The organism is Bradyrhizobium sp. WSM471, from assembly GCF_000244915.1.
GTDB lineage: Bacteria > Pseudomonadota > Alphaproteobacteria > Rhizobiales > Xanthobacteraceae > Bradyrhizobium.
Genome location: NZ_CM001442.1, coordinates 7,688,030 through 7,704,430, shown reverse-complemented (window position 1 = coordinate 7,704,430; position 16,401 = coordinate 7,688,030). Strand labels below are relative to the sequence as shown.

Genomic DNA, 16,401 nt, shown 5'->3' with positions numbered 1-16,401 from the left:
TTCGCTGCCCGAAACCGTTCACCTGACGCCGTTTCCCGTATTTGTTCGGAGTTCGCGCGGGCGCAATTTCCGCGCGATGCAATCCCGTGTTTACCGTAATGCTTTAGGATCCGTGGGATTCGGCGCGGCCCCATTGGATTGTTCCATGAAAATTCGCCTTTCGCTTTCTTCCGCAATCATTGCTTTCGGCATCGTTCTGGCCATCGGTTTCACCGCCGTGGTCTCCACCAGCCTTTACGCCTTGAAAGAGCTCAAGGTCGGCGGTCCGCTCTATTCCGACATCAAGCTGGGCAACGACCTCATCGCCGACATCCTGCCGCCGCCGGAATATGTGATCGAGGCCTATCTCGAGGCCACGCTTGCCATGCGCGAGCCCGACCAGCTGGCGGCTCATGGCGAGCGCCTGGTCCAGCTCCGCAAGGATTACGACGAGCGCAAGGCATTCTGGGTCACCTCCAGCCTCTCGGCCGACCTGAAGACGGCCCTGGTGTCGAAATCCGACGCCGAGGTGCAGAAGTTCTGGAAACTGTTGTCGGACCAGCTCCTCCCCGCTCTCAAGGCCAAGGACGCGGTCGCCTCCGAGCGCGCCTACGCGCAGCTCAAGGAGGCCTACACCGCGCATCGCACCGTCATCGACAGCATCGTCGAGAGCGCCAACAAGCAGAATGCCGACATGGAAAAGCTGGCCGCCGACCGCGACCGCTCCATGCTTTATATCCTCCTCGGCGTCTCCGCCGCCGTCCTCGCCTTCATTGCGGCGGGCCTGCTCGGCGTCGCCCTCGGCGTGGTGCGCCCGATCGTGCGCATGACGAGCGCGATGCAAAAGCTCGCGACCGGCGATCTCGCCGCCGACATTCCTTTCGCGCACCGGCAGGACGAGGTCGGCTCGATGGCGGGCGCGCTCCTGGTGTTCAAGCAGTCCGCGGTCGAGAATTCCCGCCTGCGCGAGGAGCAGTTGCAGAAGGAGCAGGAGGCAACGCTCGCCAAGCGCGGGGCGTTGCACCAGATGGCCGAAATCGTCGAGCGCGAGACCGGCCGCTCGGTCGACACCGCGAGCGCCGCGACGCAAGGCGTGGAGCGTGCCGCCTCCAGCTTGTCCGAGATCGCAAGGTCGCTCTCGACACAGTCGCAGGCGGTCGCAGCCGCCTCCAACCAGGCCCTCGGCAGCTCGCAGACCGTGTCGGCCGCGGCTGAAGAACTCAGTGCGTCGATCCGCGAGATCGCAACCCAGGTCGCGCGGACCAGCACGGTTACAAAATCGGCGGTCGCCGGTCGGGAACAGGCGCGCTCGACCATCCAGACGCTGGCCGGATCGGTGAAGAAGATCGCCGAGGTTTCCGACCTCATCGGCGGCATCGCCGGCCAGACCAATCTGCTGGCACTCAACGCCACGATCGAGGCGGCGCGCGCCGGGGAGGCCGGCCGTGGCTTCGCGGTGGTCGCCGCCGAAGTGAAATCCCTGTCCGACCAGACCGCAAAATCCACCGAGGAGATCGCGCGGCTGATTGCCGAGATCCAGGCCTCGACCCAGGCCGCAGTCGATGCCGTCGAAACCATGGGCGGCCACATCGTCGAGATCGACGGCGTCGCCACCTCGGTTGCCGCCGCGATGGAAGAGCAGGACGCCGCGACCCGCGAGATCACGCGGTCGATCTCCGAATCGACTTCCGCAGCGAAGGAGGTCTCGGCCAAGATCGGTGATGTCAGCCGCGACGCCGCCTCCGTGAACGAGCGCGCCGCGGAGGTCAGGCAGGCGATCGCCGGCATGGCAGCCAATCTCGAACAGCTCCGGTCGGTCGTGGTCAGGACCGTGCGCGACTCGACCGCTGCGGCTTAAGCCGGCGGCTGAAGCCGCTGGCGGCCGGCAGCGCGGTTGTGCAGAATGGAGCAACGCGACGGGGGTCGGGCGCTCATGACAGAAATACGATTGCCGGAGGTGGCGGACGCGGCAAATCTCACCGCGGCGCTGCGCAAGGCCGGCGCACTGGACGCCGGTGCCGTGCGCGAGGTCAAGGTCCTGCATGAGCGCGACACGGTCGTGTCGCATATCACCCGGCTCGGCCTTCGCTATGTCGGGGAATCCGCCGGCTCGCCGCAGTCTCTGATTCTCAAGACGCCCCATGCCGCGTTCGCCAAGCCGCTGGCGAATGCCGGTCGCCACGAGGTGGCCTACTACACACAGCTCGCACCCAGAACGCCCGCGCAGTTGGTGCCGCGCTGCTTTGACGGGAATTTCGACGAGGAGAGCCTCTCCTGGCATCTCCTGCTGGAGGATCTCACCGATAGCCACGAGATCGCGACCCAATGGCCGCTGCCGCCATCGCGCGGTCAGGCGATGGCCATCGTCGCCGCGCTCGCGCGCTGGCATGCGGCGTGGTGGGACCATGCTGGTCTCGGCGAGACCGTCGGGATCTGGGCGAGCACCGACGATACAGCCGGGCACATGGAAACGTTCGCATCCCATTACGACCGGTTCGCTGATCAGCTCGGCGATCGTCTCAGTGAAGAGCGCCGCACGCTCTACCGCCGCTTCATCGATCAGTCCGACAGGATGTCACTGCGCTACCATTCGCACCGGCACCTCACTGTCACCCATGGCGATGCCCATATCTGGAATTTTCTGCTGCCGCGTGCCGGCGTGTCCGACACTGTCCGCATCTTCGACTTCGACCTGTGGGATATCAACGTGCCGACCCACGACCTCGCCTACATGGTGGCGCTGCACTGGTATCCGGAGCGCCGGCAGGCGTTCGAACGCCTTCTGCTCAACCATTACCACGACACGCTGATCGCGCACGGCGTCAGCGGCTATACGCGTGGCGCGCTCGATCAGGACTATCGCTGGTCAGTGCTCTGGCACATCACCAAGCCGGTCCGGCAATGGAGCATCAACATCCCGCCGGTGATCTGGTGGAATAATCTGGAGCGCGTGATGATGGCGGTCGAGGATTTGGGCTGCGAGGAGTTGTTGGGGTAGTTGGTGCCGCATGCTCGCCGTCGTCCTGGCGAAAGCCAGGACCCATTACCCCAGGGAAAGGTTGTGGTGCGATGCTCGAAACTACGAGTTACCACCAAACTCCTCGCCGGGCCAATGGGTCCTGGATCTGCGCTGCGCTTGTCCAGGACGACGGCGGAAGTTGTGACCCACGCTACTCCATCACCGCATGTTCCGGCCCGGCCGCCTGCTTGCGCAGGGTGGCCTTGGTCGAGCCGATCAGCAGGGCGAGCGGGATGGTGCAGAGGATGAAGAACATCACCAGCTGGTAGTCGTGCGCGAAGGCGATGATCTGCGCCTGCACGCTGACCATGCGATCGGCCATGGCGCGGCCGGCGTCGGTGGAGAGATTGATCATGCCGCTGACGCTGGGCATCTGGAGTGCATGGTTGAACGGATTGATGTGCTCGGACAGGATCGCGTAGGTCCGCCGCGTGCCCTGCGTCAGCTGGGCGATGACGACGGAAATGCCCACCGAGCTCGCGACGTTGCGCATCAGGGTCAGCATCGCGGTGCCGTCGGTGCGCAGCTCGTTCGACAAGGTCAGGAACGCCACCGTCGATAGCGGCACGAAGACCAGGCCGAAGCCGAAGCCCTGGATGACGCTGACGGTCACGATCTCCGGCACCTGGGTCAGATCGGTCCAGCCGGTCATCTGGAACAGCGAGCCCGCGGTCAGCGTCAGGCCCGTGATGATCAGCGTGCGGGCCTCGACATAACGCATCATGCGGCCGACCAGCATCATGGCGAAGAAAGTGCCGAAGCCGCGGCTCGCCAGCAGCAGGCCCGCGGTGATGATGGGATAGCCGATCACGTTCTGCATGTAGGGCGAGGCCAGCGCCATGGTCGAGAACAGCACGAGGCCCATCACGACCATGAACATGCAGCCGGTGACGAAATTGCGGTCCTTGAACAGCGCGAAGCGGATGAACGGTGTCGAGGTCGTGAAGGAATGTGCGATGAAGAAGTAGAAGGCGACGGCCGAGACGATGAACTCCGCAAGGATCTCGCCCGATTCGAGCCAGCCTAGTTGCTCGCCGCGGTCGAGCGCGAGCTGAAGCGAGCCGATCGCGACCGCCAGCGCGGCGAAACCGAACCAGTCGAATTTCAGGCTGAGATCCTTCCTGGTCTCGTCCATGAAGACGATCAGCCCGATCACGGTGATGGCGCCGAACGGCAAATTGACGAAGAACACCCAGTGCCAGGAATAAGTCTCGGTCAGCCAGGCGCCGAGCGATGGGCCCATGATCGGCCCCATCATCACGCCCATGCCCCAGATCGACATCGCCTTGGCGCGTTCCTGGAGCGTGTAATAGTCGAGCATCACCGATTGCGACAACGGCACCAGGGCGGCGCCGAACACGCCCTGCAGCAGGCGGAACAGCACCATCTGGTTGATGTCCTGCGCAAGCCCGCACAGCACCGATGCCATGGTGAAGCCGGCCGAGCAGATGATGAAGATGCGCTTGCGGCCGAAGCGGTTGGCGATCCAGCCCACCGGTGCCGTCATGATCGCGGCGGCGACGATGTAGGAGGTCAGCACCCAGTTGATCTGGTCCTGCGAAGCCGACAGCGTGCCCTGCATGTAGGGCAGGGCGACGTTGGCGATGGTGGTGTCCAGCGCCTGCATGATGGTTGCCGTCATGGCGCAGATCGTCACCATGTTTCGGCGCAGGCCGGGAACCATCAAATGGGCATTCGGGCCGGACACCGGATCAGTCCTTGTCTTGGTCTTTGTCTTGGCTCGCGGTCGCCGACAGGCCGAGCAGGCCGGCGAGCGAGCGTTGATGGCCGGTGTCGATGGTGGCGTAGACGCTCATGCCGGCCTTCAGCTTGCGCACGGATTTGTCGGTCTCGTCGAAATAGATGCGGATCGGCACGCGCTGCACCACCTTGACGAAATTGCCGCTGGCGTTCTGCGGCGGCAGGATCGCGAATTGCGCGCCGGTGCCGGGCGAGAGCGAGCCGATCTTGCCCTTGAAGGTATGGTTCGGGAACGCGTCGACCTCGAGCGTGACCGGCTGTCCCTCGGTGACGTAGGTGAGGTCGCTCTCCTTCGGATTGGCGTCGACCCAGGGATGAGCGACATCGATGATGGAGAACACCGGCGTGCCGGCGGCGACGTAACGGCCGAGCTGGATCTGCTCGACCTGGGTTGCCACGCCATCCATGGGCGCGCGCAGCACGGTGTGGTCGAGGTTGCGCTGGGCATCGTCCAGCTTGGCTTTGGCTTGCGCGTAGGCGGGGAATTGCTCCAGCGGCAACTCGGGATTGCCGAGCAATTGGGTCTTGGCGTTGGAGAGTTGCTGCTTGATGTATTGCGCCTGCGCGCCGGCGGTCACCAGTGCGTTCGACGCGTTGTCGAGATCGAGCTGCGAGCCGTAATTGTTCTTCACCAGCGCCTGCTTGCGCTCGACGTCGCGCTGCTTCAGGTCCATGCCCTGCTGGGCGAGATTGAGCATGTCACCGTAGATCTTGATGTTGGCAACGAGATTGTCATAGGTGACGCGGGCTTGGGCGAGTTGCGCTTTGGCTTCTTCCAATGCATGACGGAACGGAGCGGGGTCGATCTCGAACAGCTCGTCGCCGTGCTTGACGATCTGGCCCTCCTTGACGACGACCTTTTGGATTTTGCCGGAGATATCGGGCGTCACCAGCACTTTCTGCGCGCCGACATAGGCGTCGTCGGTGCCGACATAGCGGCCGCCATTGAGATAGAAGGTGAAGCCGGCAACGGCGACGGCGACCGGAAGCACGACCAGGAGCAGCACGCGGCGATAGCGGCGCAGGCCCGCCACCAAGCGGCGGCGCGGATTGGTGCCGGCTTTCTTGGTGGGCTTGCCGCCGTCGATTTTCTGCTCGGGCTGGAACTTGAGAACCTGATCAGCCATAGCGTTGCTCCTTACGCGCTTGTTCCGCTCCGCTGGTCTGGATCGCGGACCGCACGTTTTCCTTGATTGTTTCGAGTTGGGTGAGGAGGCGATGAGCGTCCGCCGGCGTGATGCCGTCGAGCGCGTTGGCCGTGAGCTCGGACTTCAGCCCGCTCATCCGCCCCAGCAACTGCCGCCCGGCCTTCTTCAGGTACAACCGCTTGACGCGGCGATCCGAAGGATCGTTGCGTCGCTCGATCCAGTCGCTTCCGCAGAGTTTGTCGATCAGGCGCGTCAGCGTGATCGGCTGCACCTCGAGAAGCTCGGCGAGCTCCGACTGCTTCATGCCTTCGCTGCGCTCGACCTTGGCCAGCACCGCCCATTGCGCGCGAGTGATGCCGAAGCGCGAGGCTTCCTTGTCGGCATAAACCCGGAGCAGGCGATAGACCTCGGCGAGTGTAAACAGGAAATTCTGGTCCACGGGCCCTGGGCTCATGAGCTTTGTCTCCAATAAGCTTAGGATATTATAAGCAAGCTTATGATTATTTCATGGTGGGTTTGCGGGACACTGTCCCGCAGGGCGAGCATGGCTGATGGCCACATCGCCGGTCCTGCTTTGGGTTCCCCCTTCGAAATGCTAGAAGGCCGTCGCATGACCCTCGCGAAACCGGCATTTCCCGCGCCCGACCACGATCACGGCCGCTGCACCGCGGATGCGCTGGCGCATGCCGAGGCCGTTTGCGGAGAGCGCGCGCAGAAATTCACGCCGATACGCCGCCATGTGCTGGGGGCGCTGCTCTCGAGCCACCGGCCGCTCGGCGCCTATGAGGTGATCGACGAACTGGCGAAATCGATGCCGCGGCCGGCGCCGATCACGGTCTATCGTGCTCTCGATTTCCTGATGGCCAACGGCCTCGTGCACCGCATCGAAAGCCGCAACGCCTATCTCGCCTGCGCCGCTCACGACCACGACGCGACCTCGGCGGTGACGTTCCTGATCTGCGAGCGCTGCGGCCTGGTCGGCGAGATTCCGTCGGCATCCTTCGCCAGGGACCTCAACGCCGCCGCGCGCAGCTCAGGCTTCGCTCCCAAATTGTCCGTGGTGGAAATCACGGGCGTTTGTGCGCATTGTCAGAAAGCTGCATAGAGCAACAACGGCGCAAAGCCGGTTTTTCGGGAAGAAATGTCCTCACCTCAAGCCATACCGTCCGCCGGTCGTCCCCTCAGCGCCGGCGCTATCGCCCTGATGCTCATGCTGTGCCTGACCTGGGGATTCAACCAGATCGCGGTGAAGCTGGTGCTGCCGGACATTCCGCCGATGCTTCAGGCCACGTTCCGCTCGATGGGCGCGCTGCCGGTGCTGTTCATCATCGGCAGCTTGCGCGGCGTTAAATTCTTTGAGCGCGACGGCACCTGGAAGCCCGGCGTGATCGCGGGACTGATGTTCGGCATCGAGTTCGTTCTGATCTTCCAGGGCCTGCGCTTCACGCCGGCATCGCGGGCGGTCGTGTTCCTCTACACCGCGCCGTTCTTCGTCGCGCTCGGCTCCTACCAGGTGCTTGGCGAGCGGCTTGGCGGGACGCAATGGCTGGGGCTCGCCATCAGCTTTGCCGGTGTCGCACTCGCGATCGGCGTGCCGCAGCCCAATGTCGATTCGCATGTCCTGCTCGGCGACCTCATGATCGTCGGCGGCGCCGCGCTGTGGGCGGCGACCACGCTGGTTGCCAAGGGAACGCGGCTGCGCTTCGCCGCGCCCGAGAAGGCGTTGGGCTATCAGGTCGCGACCTCGATCCCGATCTTGGGGCTGGCCGCCTGGCTGTTCGGGGAGACCATCCCCCACACCCCGTCGCCGCTGTCGCTGGGCCTGATGGCCTTCCAGGCGATCTGGGTCGTGGGAACCACGTTCACGCTTTGGTTCGCGCTGGTGAAGACCTATTCGGCCAGCAAATTGTCGGCTTTTACCTTCATCACCCCTTTGTTTGGCGTGGTGGGTAGCTATTTCATCATGCACGACACGCTGAACCTGACATTCGGGGCTGCCGCCGTCCTTGTCATTGCTGGGCTTTTTCTGGTTAACCGTCCCAGCCAATCCGCTGCGGCACCGCGCGATGCATTGCTGAACGTCACCAAAACCTGATATTTGGACGCCATGAACAAGCTCGAAAACACCATCGATTCCGACGTTGCGGGCCCCGCGCCCCGGCACAGGACCACCCAGGTCAAGGTCGGCGACGTCGCCGTTGGCGGCGGCGCGCCGATCGTCGTGCAGTCGATGACCAACACCGACACCGCCGATATCGACGGCACCATTGCCCAGGTCGCAGCGCTCGCCCGCGCCGGCTCCGAAATGGTCCGCATCACCGTGGACCGTGAGGAGGCCGCCGCCGCCGTCCCGCACATCCGCGACGGGCTGCTTAAACGCGGCATCACCACGCCGCTGATCGGCGACTTTCACTATATCGGCCACAAGCTGCTCGCGGCCTATCCGGCCTGCGCCGAGGCGCTCGCCAAATATCGCATCAATCCCGGCAATGTCGGCTTCAAGGACAAGCGCGACACCCAGTTCGCCGACATCATCGAGATCGCCAACAAGAACAACAAGCCGGTGCGCATCGGCGCCAATTGGGGCTCGCTCGACCAGGAGCTCTTGACCAAGCTGATGGACGAGAACGCCGCGTCCGCCGATCCGCGCGACGTGCGCGCGGTGACGCGCGAGGCCATGGTGCAGTCCGCGCTGCTCTCGGCCGCGCGCGCCGAAGAGCTCGGCATGCCCAAGAATCGCATCATCCTCTCGGCCAAGGTCTCGGCCGTGCAGGATCTGATCGCGGTCTATCAGGATCTCGCCAGCCGTTCCGACTACGCGATCCATCTCGGCCTGACCGAGGCCGGCATGGGCACCAAGGGCATCGTGGCGTCCTCGGCGGCGCTTGGCATCCTGTTGCAGCAGGGCATCGGCGACACCATCCGCATCTCGCTGACGCCGGAGCCCGGCGGCGACCGCACGCGTGAGGTGCAGGTCGGCCAGGAGCTCTTGCAGACCATGGGCTTCCGCACCTTCGTGCCGCTGGTTGCGGCATGCCCCGGCTGCGGCCGCACTACCTCGACCACCTTCCAGGAACTGGCCAGTTCGATCCAGGGTTTCATCCGCGACGAGATGCCGACCTGGAAGACGAAATATCCCGGCGTGGAAGAGCTCAACGTCGCGGTGATGGGGTGCATCGTCAACGGCCCCGGCGAATCCAAGCACGCCAATATCGGCATCTCGCTGCCGGGCACGGGCGAGGCGCCGGCTGCTCCGGTGTTCGTCGACGGCAAGAAGTTCCGCACCTTGCGCGGCCCGACCATCTCCGCCGACTTCAAGGCGCTCGTGATCGACTACATCGAGCAGCGCTACGGCCAGGGCGCCAAGGTGCCGGTGACCGCGGCGGAGTAGTATTGCTCCGCTTTTGCGGCGTGTAGCCCGGATGGAGCGAAGCGAAATCCGGGTTCTCGCAAGCTGACGAACTCAACCCGGATTGCGCTTCGCTCCATCCGGGCTACCATGCTCCCAATCAAGAACGATCGGGAGACACCCCATGAGCTCACTCGCCGGCAAGCAGGGCCCGCGTTATCGCCACGCGACGGACGACGGCGCGCCCTACGAGACGCTTCGGGTCGAAAAGCTCACCCCGATCATCGGCGCGGAAATCTCCGGCGTCGATATCGGCAAGCTGGTTTCGGACGATGCCCGGTCCAACCGGCAGATGGACGAGGTCCATCGCGCGCTCGCCGAAAACCTCGTCATCTTCTTCCGCGACCAGCACATTACGCCACAACAGCATCTCGCCTTCGGCCGCAAGTTCGGCGAGCTGCATTTTCATCCAGCCGCGCCGCATGAGGATGAAGACCCGGCACTGATGAAGATCTATGCGGATGCGAACTCGCCGCGCGCCAACGGCGAGGGCTGGCATTCCGACGTGTCCTGCGATCTCGAGCCGCCGATGGGCTCGATCCTCTACATCAAGCAGTGCCCGCCGCGCGGCGGCGATACGCTGTTCGCCAACATGTACGCGGCCTACGAGGCGCTGTCGGACCGGATGAGGGCCTATCTCGACGGGCTGACCGCGCTGCACGACGGCGAGCACATCTATCGCGGGCTCTACGCAAATTACGGTGTCGCCGACCGTCCGTCCTATCCGAGTGCCGAGCATCCCGTGGTGCGCACGCATCCGGTCACGGGCAGGAAGGCGCTTTACGTCAACCGCGGATTTACCCGTCACATCAACGGAATCCCACGCGACGAGAGCGACGCGATGCTGGCCTATCTCTATCAACACGCCGAGAACCCGCTGTTCCAGTGCCGCTTCCGCTGGACCGAGAACGCCATTGCCTTCTGGGACAACCGCTGCACCCAGCACCGTGCGATGTGGGACTACTGGCCCCATACGCGCTCAGGCACGCGGGTGACGGTGAAGGGCGAACGGCCGGTTTAACCCGCCTGCGCACCGCTTCCGCGTTGACGTCTTCCCGCGTCCGCGCCAATCTTGCCGAAAACAAAGACCGTCGGGAGGATTTTCCATGCTCCGCGCCGAGGACAACAAATTCCTGACCGAGTCGGGCCCCGGAACGGGTATGGGCGAATTGTTGCGCCGGTTCTGGATTCCCGTGCTTCTGTCGGAAGAACTCCCCGAGCTCGACGGCGAGCCGAAGAAGATCATCGTTCTCGGCGAGGAACTGCTCGCCTTCCGCGATACCCGCGGCGTTGTCGGATTAATCGATCAATACTGCCCGCATCGCGGCGCCAATCTCTGGCTTGGGCGCAATGAGGAATGCGGCATCCGCTGCGTATACCACGGCTGGAAATTCGACACCGACGGCCGCTGCGTCGACATGCCGACCTCCTATCCCGACCTCAACGCCAAGGATCTCGTTCGTATCAAATCCTATCCGGCGCGCGAATGGGGCGAGATGATCTGGGCCTATATGGGTCCCGCGGATGCGATGCCCGAGCTGCCCGATCTCGAAATGGCGCTGCTGCCGGCTTCGCATCGCTACGTCGGCAAGAAATGGCAGGACTGCAACTGGGTGCAGGCGCTGGAAGGCTCGATCGACACCGCGCATTTCACCTTCGCCCATCTCTCCTTCGACAAGGAGGAGAACGAAATTTTGGACATCAAGAAGCATTTCGTGAATCCGATCGCGCGGATGTCGAGCGATCACATGCGCTGGATCGCGGAGGATCCGCGCCCCGTGATCAAGATCGCCCCGCACGCGGCGGGCCTCACCATCGCCGGTGGGCGGCTCACCGGCGGCGACAACATCTACTGGCGCATTGCCCAATTCCTCATGCCGTTCCACGCCTATGCCCCGAGTGCGATGCCGGGCGAGAACATCTTTGGACAGACTTTCGTGCCGGTCACCGACACCAATTGCTGGATCTACACCTATGCCTGGAATCCGGAGCGGCCGCTGACGCAAGCCGAGCGTGACGCCTTCGACCGGGGCAACGGCGTGATCGCGGAGGTCGGCGACAATTACGTGCCGCTGCGCCACAAGGGCAACGACTATCTGATCGACCGCAAGCTGCAGAAGACCAGGAGCTACACCGGCATCAAGGGCGTCTCCGAACAGGATGCGGCCGTGCAGGACAGCCAGGGCCCGATCGCCGACCGCACCCGCGAGCATCTTGGTCCGACCGATCTTGGTATCATGCATTTCCGGAAAGTCGTGATGGAGCTGGCGCGGGCGCTTCAGCAGGGCGAGCCGCCGCCGCAGGCGGCGCATCAGGATCGCTACGCTGTGCGCTCGGGCGCCTGCGTCACCAGCAAGGCCAAGGACCTTTCCGCGGTGATGCTGGAGCGTTTCGGCGACGTCACGGGATTTGTCGGCCGGCCGCGAACAGCGGCAGCGGAGTAGCACTTGGGGCAGCCGCGCAGCATCATCGCAAGTCTCGTCTCGACGCTGGTCGCGTCGATCTTGCTATGGTCGCTCGCGCCTGCAGGTGAGGGCCATGCTGCTATCGCGCGGCAAATCGCGAAAACCAAGCCGCCGCATGCGCCGGTCAAATGTGAGATGTCGAAATTCCGGATCGTCGTGGATGTCGGGCACACCCCGGACTCCTACGGCGCGTTGAGCGCGCGCAACGACACCGAGTTCGGCTTCAACTTCCGGCTTGCGAGTCTGATCACGGCGAAGCTCAAGGCCGAAGGCTTTGCCGCGACCCGGCTGCTCGTCACGGACGGCAAGGCGCGGCCGAGCCTGCTCAAACGCGTCAGCACTGCGAACGATGCCCGGGCCGATCTCTTCCTGTCGATCCATCACGATTCGGTGCCGGACAAACTGATCGAGAGGTGGGAGTTCGACGGGGCGAACAGTTATTTCAGCGACCGATTTTCGGGCCACTCCCTGTTCGTGTCGCAGCGAAATCCGCACTTCGCCGCAAGCCTGATGCTGGCCCGGATGATCGGCCGACAGCTGAAGGATCAGGACCTGCATTATGCCGGCCAATATGCCCTGCCGGTGATGGGCCGCTATCGGCGCCAATTGCTCGACAAGGATGTCGGCGTCTACCGCTATGACGGCCTCGTCGTGCTGTCGCAGACGCGGAGCGCGGCCGTGTTGCTCGAGGCGGGCTCGATCATCAACCGCGATGAGGAGATGACGATGAACTCGCCGGAGCGGCAGGAGATCATTGCGGGCGCCGTGGCGGTGGCGATGAGGGAGTTTTGCGCGAGGCGGTAGGTGGCGCCGCTGGCAATGACGGGAATCTACAGCGGCGCTCCCCGGTACTCCCGGTTCGCCAAGCTCGCCTCCTCCAAATCCAGATCCCGCTCGATTCTCCGGCGCGTCTCGTCGGTGATCTGGCCGTCGCGCAGCAGCTCGTGGATGAATTTACGCTCGGCGGCGATCAGATCGCGGGTCAAGGCGGTGCCGGCGGCGGAGACGTCGTGGTGGGTGGGATCGAGCGAATCGGGCAGCTGGTTGACCCGGATCTCGTGGCGGGCGCGCAGGAGCCGCATCACCTCGTCGGACACGTCCTTCTCCTCGGTCAGCGCATCGAGCGACTTCAGGGCGGCATCGAGCGCCTGGCGCCGTGCCGCGATCTCGGCCTCGTGCTCGGCGGCATGCTCGTTGCGACCGGCTTCCGCGACACCGAGCCAACGCACGACCGGGGGCAGCGTGAGACCGACGCCGATCAGTGTGATGAAGATGACGCCGAACGCGACGAACAGGATCAGGTCGCGAAACGGAAAGGCCTCGCCGCCCGGCAGCGTGAAAGGCAGCGCCAGTGCCGCCGCCAGCGACACCGCGCCGCGCACGCCGGTGAACGCAAGCACGAACGGCCATTGCCACGGTGGGGACGGATCGCGCGCACGCAGCGACTTGCTGAGCATTCGTGGCAGATAGGTCGCAGGATAGAGCCAGGCGAAGCGTGCGATCACGACGACCGCCAGCACCACGGCGGTCGCGATCATGATGTCGTCGAGCGGGAACGCCTTCGACTTCTCGTAGAGCGCGCGCATCTGGAACCCCGTGAGCAGGAACAGCAAGCCCTCGATCAGATAGATCACGAGGTCCCAGAAGAAGATTCCCTGCAGCCGCGTCGATGCCGAGATCAGCAGCGGGCCGTTCCAGCTCACATAGAGGCCACAGGCGACGGTGGCGATCACGCCGGAGCCGCCGAGATGCTCGGGCAGCCAGTAGGAGACGTAGGGCGTGATCAGCGACAGTGTCAGCTCGACCTGCGGGTCCCCCGACCATTTGCGGAACCGCAGGGAGAGCCAGCCGACACCGATGCCGAAGGCGATCTCGCCGGCGATGATGAGCAAGAATTCGCCGCCCGCCAGAGGCAGCGAGAAATGCCCGACCATGATTGCGGCAAGCGCGAAGCGGTAGAGGATCAGAGCGGTGGCGTCATTCGCGAGCCCTTCGCCTTCGAGGATGACCATGAGCCTGCGCGGCAAATGCAGCCGGCGCGCGATCGCGAGCGGCGCCACCACATCGGGCGGCGCCACGATGGCGCCGAGCAGGAAGCCGATGGTCCAGGGCAGGCCGATGAAATAATGCGTGGCGGTTGCGACGAGTGCTGTGGTGAAGATCACCGCGCCGACCGCGAGCAGCACGATCGGGCGAAGATTCTTTTTGAATTCGCGCCAGCTCATCGCGACGCTCGCCGAGTAGATCAGCGGCGGCAGCACCATCAGCAGCACCAGTTCCGGCGGCAGCTCGACCGGCGGCATGCCCGGCACGAAGGCGAGGCCGACGCCGGAGAGCATCAGCAGAATGGCAGGCGCGATGTTGAAGCGGCGGGCGACGAGCGCGGTGCCTGCCAGCACGGCGAGCAGGATGAGAAAGGTCTGAAATTTTGCTTCCATGATGATCTGTCTTCACCCGGAAGCGGTCGTAAGGTCAATGTGTGCGGCTTACGCCAGCCGCTCGGCCACCATGCGGCCGATGCGTGCGAACACGGTTTCGATCTGCGCCGCACTCGGCGTGCCGCCCTGCGTATAGGCCGCGATCAGGATCGGTGCATCGGGCTTCGTATCGGGCTTGGGCCAGGCCACCGCGATATCGCCCGAGGCGTCCTTGCCGTTGTTGCCGGTCTTGTCGCCGATTTTCCAGCTTGCGGGGAGCCCGCCACGCAGCCGGTTCGCACCGGTCTTGCAGCCCACCAGCCACTCTGTGAGCTGCGCGTGCGAGGTGGCCGACAGCGCCTCGCCCGCGAGCAGCCGGCGCAGATTGCCTGCCATCGCCGCCGGCGTCGTGGTGTCGCGGGGATCGCCGGGCGGTGAGCGGTTCAGCTCGGGCTCGTTGTGATCAAGCCGCGAGGTGGCGTCGCCGAGCGACCGCCAGAACGCGGTGAGTGCGGCGGGACCGCCGATCCGTGCCAACAACAAATTGGCGCAGGTGTTGTCGCTGAGCTCGACGATCGCCTTGCACATCTCGGTGACCGACATTGCGCCGGCGGCAATGTTTTGCCTGGCGACCGGTGCGTACTCCAGCAGGTCGGCCTTGCCGTACGGGATCATGGCCGCAAGCTCATCCTCGCCACGATCGACCCGCGCCAGCACGCAAGCCGCGAGCGAAGCCTTGAATGTCGAGCACATGACGAACCGTTCGTCAGCGCGCCAGGCGAGCTTTGCGCCGGTCGCGAGGTTCTCGGCATAGACCCCAATCCGGCCGCCACTCTCGCGCTCATAGGTTTCAAGCTCAGGCTGCGCGTCCGCGGCGAGCGCAGGGGAAGCGGCAATCCAGCACAGCGAGGCGAGCAGCGAACGGCGGTCGAGAAGCATGGGGGACTCTTGGGCGAGACGGGGGCGGGGTGGAGATGCGGCATGCACTCCATCCGCATCGTCATTGCGAGCGCAGCGAAGAAATCCAGTCTGCCTCCGCGGAAAGACTCTGGATTGCTTCGCTTCGCTCGCAATGACGGAGGATGTGGGACAAGTGTGCCCGATTTCGGGCAGCGGAAGATTAGGCCCCCCTCACTCCCGCAGGTCATACCGATAAGACTTCGATACGATCTGCCAGCCGTCGGCGAGCTTCATCGCCACCAGATAGTCCGTGAAAAAACGCGGCGGCAGTTGGCACCGGATCTTGATGAAGGCGGTCTTGTCGTCCGAACGGTCAATCGTGACGATGAAATCCTCGCGCGGCTTGCCTTCGGCCTTGCCGGAGGGGCGCTTGCGCACGCGGTCGAGCCAGTCCGGCACGGTCAGCACCTGCAGCTCGCCCTTCTCGACCCAGCGCAAATCGGCGGAGGGATGGAAAATGGCGCCGAGCTTTTCGGCATCGCCCTCGTAAAGTCCGTCGAAGTAAGATTGCACGACGGCTTCGACGCTCGAACGGCTCTGGCTCATGGTCATCCCTTTGAATGATGGCTCAGGGCGAACTTAGTCGTACACATCAAAATGCGCTATGGTGTCCGTACCATTTGCTAGGACGCGGTGATGACCGGATCAGAGAATTCGAACGCTTCCTTCCTGATTGGCGAATGCTACTGCCGCGCCGTGCGCTACGAAGTGGCGGACGCGTTCTCCTATGCGATGAACTGCCACTGCTCGAATTGCCGCCGCACCACCGGCGCCGCCTTCAAGCCGTTCGCCGGCATCGAGCAGAGCAAGTTCCGCATCGTCAGCGGCGAGAACCAGCGCACCATCTACGGTGACGACACCACCCATGACGCCCACTGCGCCCGCTGCGGCTCGCTGCTTTATTCCCGGGTGCGCGAGGGAAAATGGGTCCATGTCGCCATGGGAACCCTGGTCGATGCCCCCTCGATCCGACCGAACGCCCACATTTTCGTGGGCTCGAAGGCGCCCTGGCACGAGATTACGGACAATCTGCCTCAATATCGGGGCCACATCGGGGATGCCTGAGGGAACCTGCTGCGCGCCTGTTTGTCGGCGAACCGCGACCGCACTGGCGCGACAAACAAAAGGGGCCTTTCGGCCTGCCGCCAGCGCCACCTTCGTGACCTCCGTCACAAGCGTCCGCGACGGACCCTGCTAAAGCCGTCCCAAAGGGGCTCGAATGGCCCTGAACCCGGAAGTCGTG

General features: G+C 64.2%; 15 protein-coding genes. 9 read left to right on the top strand and 6 right to left on the bottom strand.

All coding sequences use genetic code 11. The features are described from left to right. Positions 1-145 precede the first annotated feature (145 nt). Both BRA471DRAFT_RS35200 and BRA471DRAFT_RS35195 read left to right on the top strand, forming a co-directional pair. Positions 146-1,837 (top strand): methyl-accepting chemotaxis protein, encoded by a 1,692-nt coding sequence (locus tag BRA471DRAFT_RS35200; RefSeq protein WP_007615974.1) that lies wholly within the window; start codon positions 146-148, stop codon positions 1,835-1,837. 75 nt (positions 1,838-1,912) lie between these two features. After that, positions 1,913-2,977, top strand: coding sequence for a phosphotransferase (locus BRA471DRAFT_RS35195; RefSeq protein WP_007615972.1), 1,065 nt, complete (start codon positions 1,913-1,915; stop codon positions 2,975-2,977). 172 nt (positions 2,978-3,149) lie between these two features. Here BRA471DRAFT_RS35195 and BRA471DRAFT_RS35190 read toward each other — a convergent pair whose 3' ends face one another. From BRA471DRAFT_RS35190 to BRA471DRAFT_RS35180, 3 genes are read right to left on the bottom strand one after another with little or no spacing between them, the layout of a single operon-like run. Beyond that, a complete protein-coding gene (locus tag BRA471DRAFT_RS35190) occupies positions 3,150-4,706 on the bottom strand; it encodes an MDR family MFS transporter (RefSeq protein ID WP_007615966.1) in 1,557 nt (518 codons plus the stop codon). 4 nt (positions 4,707-4,710) lie between these two features. Continuing rightward, positions 4,711-5,886 (bottom strand): HlyD family secretion protein, encoded by a 1,176-nt coding sequence (locus tag BRA471DRAFT_RS35185; protein ID WP_007615965.1) that lies wholly within the window; start codon positions 5,884-5,886, stop codon positions 4,711-4,713. Next, on the bottom strand, positions 5,879-6,361 hold the full coding sequence (locus BRA471DRAFT_RS35180; RefSeq protein ID WP_007615964.1) for a MarR family winged helix-turn-helix transcriptional regulator: 483 nt from the start codon (positions 6,359-6,361) through the stop codon (positions 5,879-5,881). Before BRA471DRAFT_RS35180 ends, BRA471DRAFT_RS35185 begins: the two co-directional genes overlap by 8 nt. Before the next feature lie 156 nt (positions 6,362-6,517). On the opposite strand from BRA471DRAFT_RS35180, the gene BRA471DRAFT_RS35175 reads away from it, so the two are divergent. The 6 genes from BRA471DRAFT_RS35175 (at position 6,518) to BRA471DRAFT_RS35150 (ending at position 12,585) form a co-directional block, all read left to right on the top strand. Continuing rightward, a complete protein-coding gene (locus tag BRA471DRAFT_RS35175; protein ID WP_007615963.1) occupies positions 6,518-7,012 on the top strand; it encodes a Fur family transcriptional regulator in 495 nt (164 codons plus the stop codon). 36 nt (positions 7,013-7,048) lie between these two features. Next, the gene (locus BRA471DRAFT_RS35170; RefSeq protein ID WP_007615962.1) at positions 7,049-8,002 is read left to right on the top strand and encodes a DMT family transporter; all 954 of its coding nucleotides are present in this window, start codon (positions 7,049-7,051) and stop codon (positions 8,000-8,002) included. Between the two features lie 12 nt (positions 8,003-8,014). After that, on the top strand, positions 8,015-9,298 hold the full coding sequence (gene ispG, locus BRA471DRAFT_RS35165; RefSeq protein ID WP_007615960.1) for a flavodoxin-dependent (E)-4-hydroxy-3-methylbut-2-enyl-diphosphate synthase: 1,284 nt from the start codon (positions 8,015-8,017) through the stop codon (positions 9,296-9,298). Between the two features lie 142 nt (positions 9,299-9,440). Continuing rightward, the gene (locus BRA471DRAFT_RS35160; RefSeq protein ID WP_007615959.1) at positions 9,441-10,337 is read left to right on the top strand and encodes a TauD/TfdA family dioxygenase; all 897 of its coding nucleotides are present in this window, start codon (positions 9,441-9,443) and stop codon (positions 10,335-10,337) included. 85 nt (positions 10,338-10,422) lie between these two features. After that, positions 10,423-11,760, top strand: coding sequence for a Rieske 2Fe-2S domain-containing protein (locus tag BRA471DRAFT_RS35155; protein ID WP_007615958.1), 1,338 nt, complete (start codon positions 10,423-10,425; stop codon positions 11,758-11,760). A 3-nt stretch (positions 11,761-11,763) separates the two neighbouring features. Continuing rightward, positions 11,764-12,585 carry an N-acetylmuramoyl-L-alanine amidase gene (locus BRA471DRAFT_RS35150; RefSeq protein WP_007615957.1) on the top strand — a complete coding sequence of 274 codons (822 nt, stop codon included), beginning with the start codon at positions 11,764-11,766 and terminating at the stop codon, positions 12,583-12,585. A gap of 26 nt (positions 12,586-12,611) precedes the next feature. Here the strand turns inward: BRA471DRAFT_RS35150 and BRA471DRAFT_RS35145 are convergent, their stop codons facing one another. From BRA471DRAFT_RS35145 to BRA471DRAFT_RS35135, 3 genes are all read right to left on the bottom strand, one after another. Continuing rightward, on the bottom strand, positions 12,612-14,219 hold the full coding sequence (locus BRA471DRAFT_RS35145) for a Na+/H+ antiporter (RefSeq protein WP_007615956.1): 1,608 nt from the start codon (positions 14,217-14,219) through the stop codon (positions 12,612-12,614). Between the two features lie 48 nt (positions 14,220-14,267). Further along, positions 14,268-15,137: a class A beta-lactamase gene (gene bla / locus BRA471DRAFT_RS35140; RefSeq protein WP_007615954.1), complete on the bottom strand. Its 870-nt coding sequence runs from the start codon at positions 15,135-15,137 to the stop codon at positions 14,268-14,270. 192 nt (positions 15,138-15,329) lie between these two features. After that, positions 15,330-15,704 (bottom strand): nuclear transport factor 2 family protein, encoded by a 375-nt coding sequence (locus tag BRA471DRAFT_RS35135; RefSeq protein ID WP_007615952.1) that lies wholly within the window; start codon positions 15,702-15,704, stop codon positions 15,330-15,332. A 90-nt stretch (positions 15,705-15,794) separates the two neighbouring features. On the opposite strand from BRA471DRAFT_RS35135, the gene BRA471DRAFT_RS35130 reads away from it, so the two are divergent. Beyond that, positions 15,795-16,223, top strand: a complete 429-nt coding sequence (locus tag BRA471DRAFT_RS35130) for a GFA family protein (RefSeq protein WP_007615951.1) — start codon at positions 15,795-15,797, stop codon at positions 16,221-16,223. The last annotated feature ends 178 nt before the right edge of the window (positions 16,224-16,401 follow it).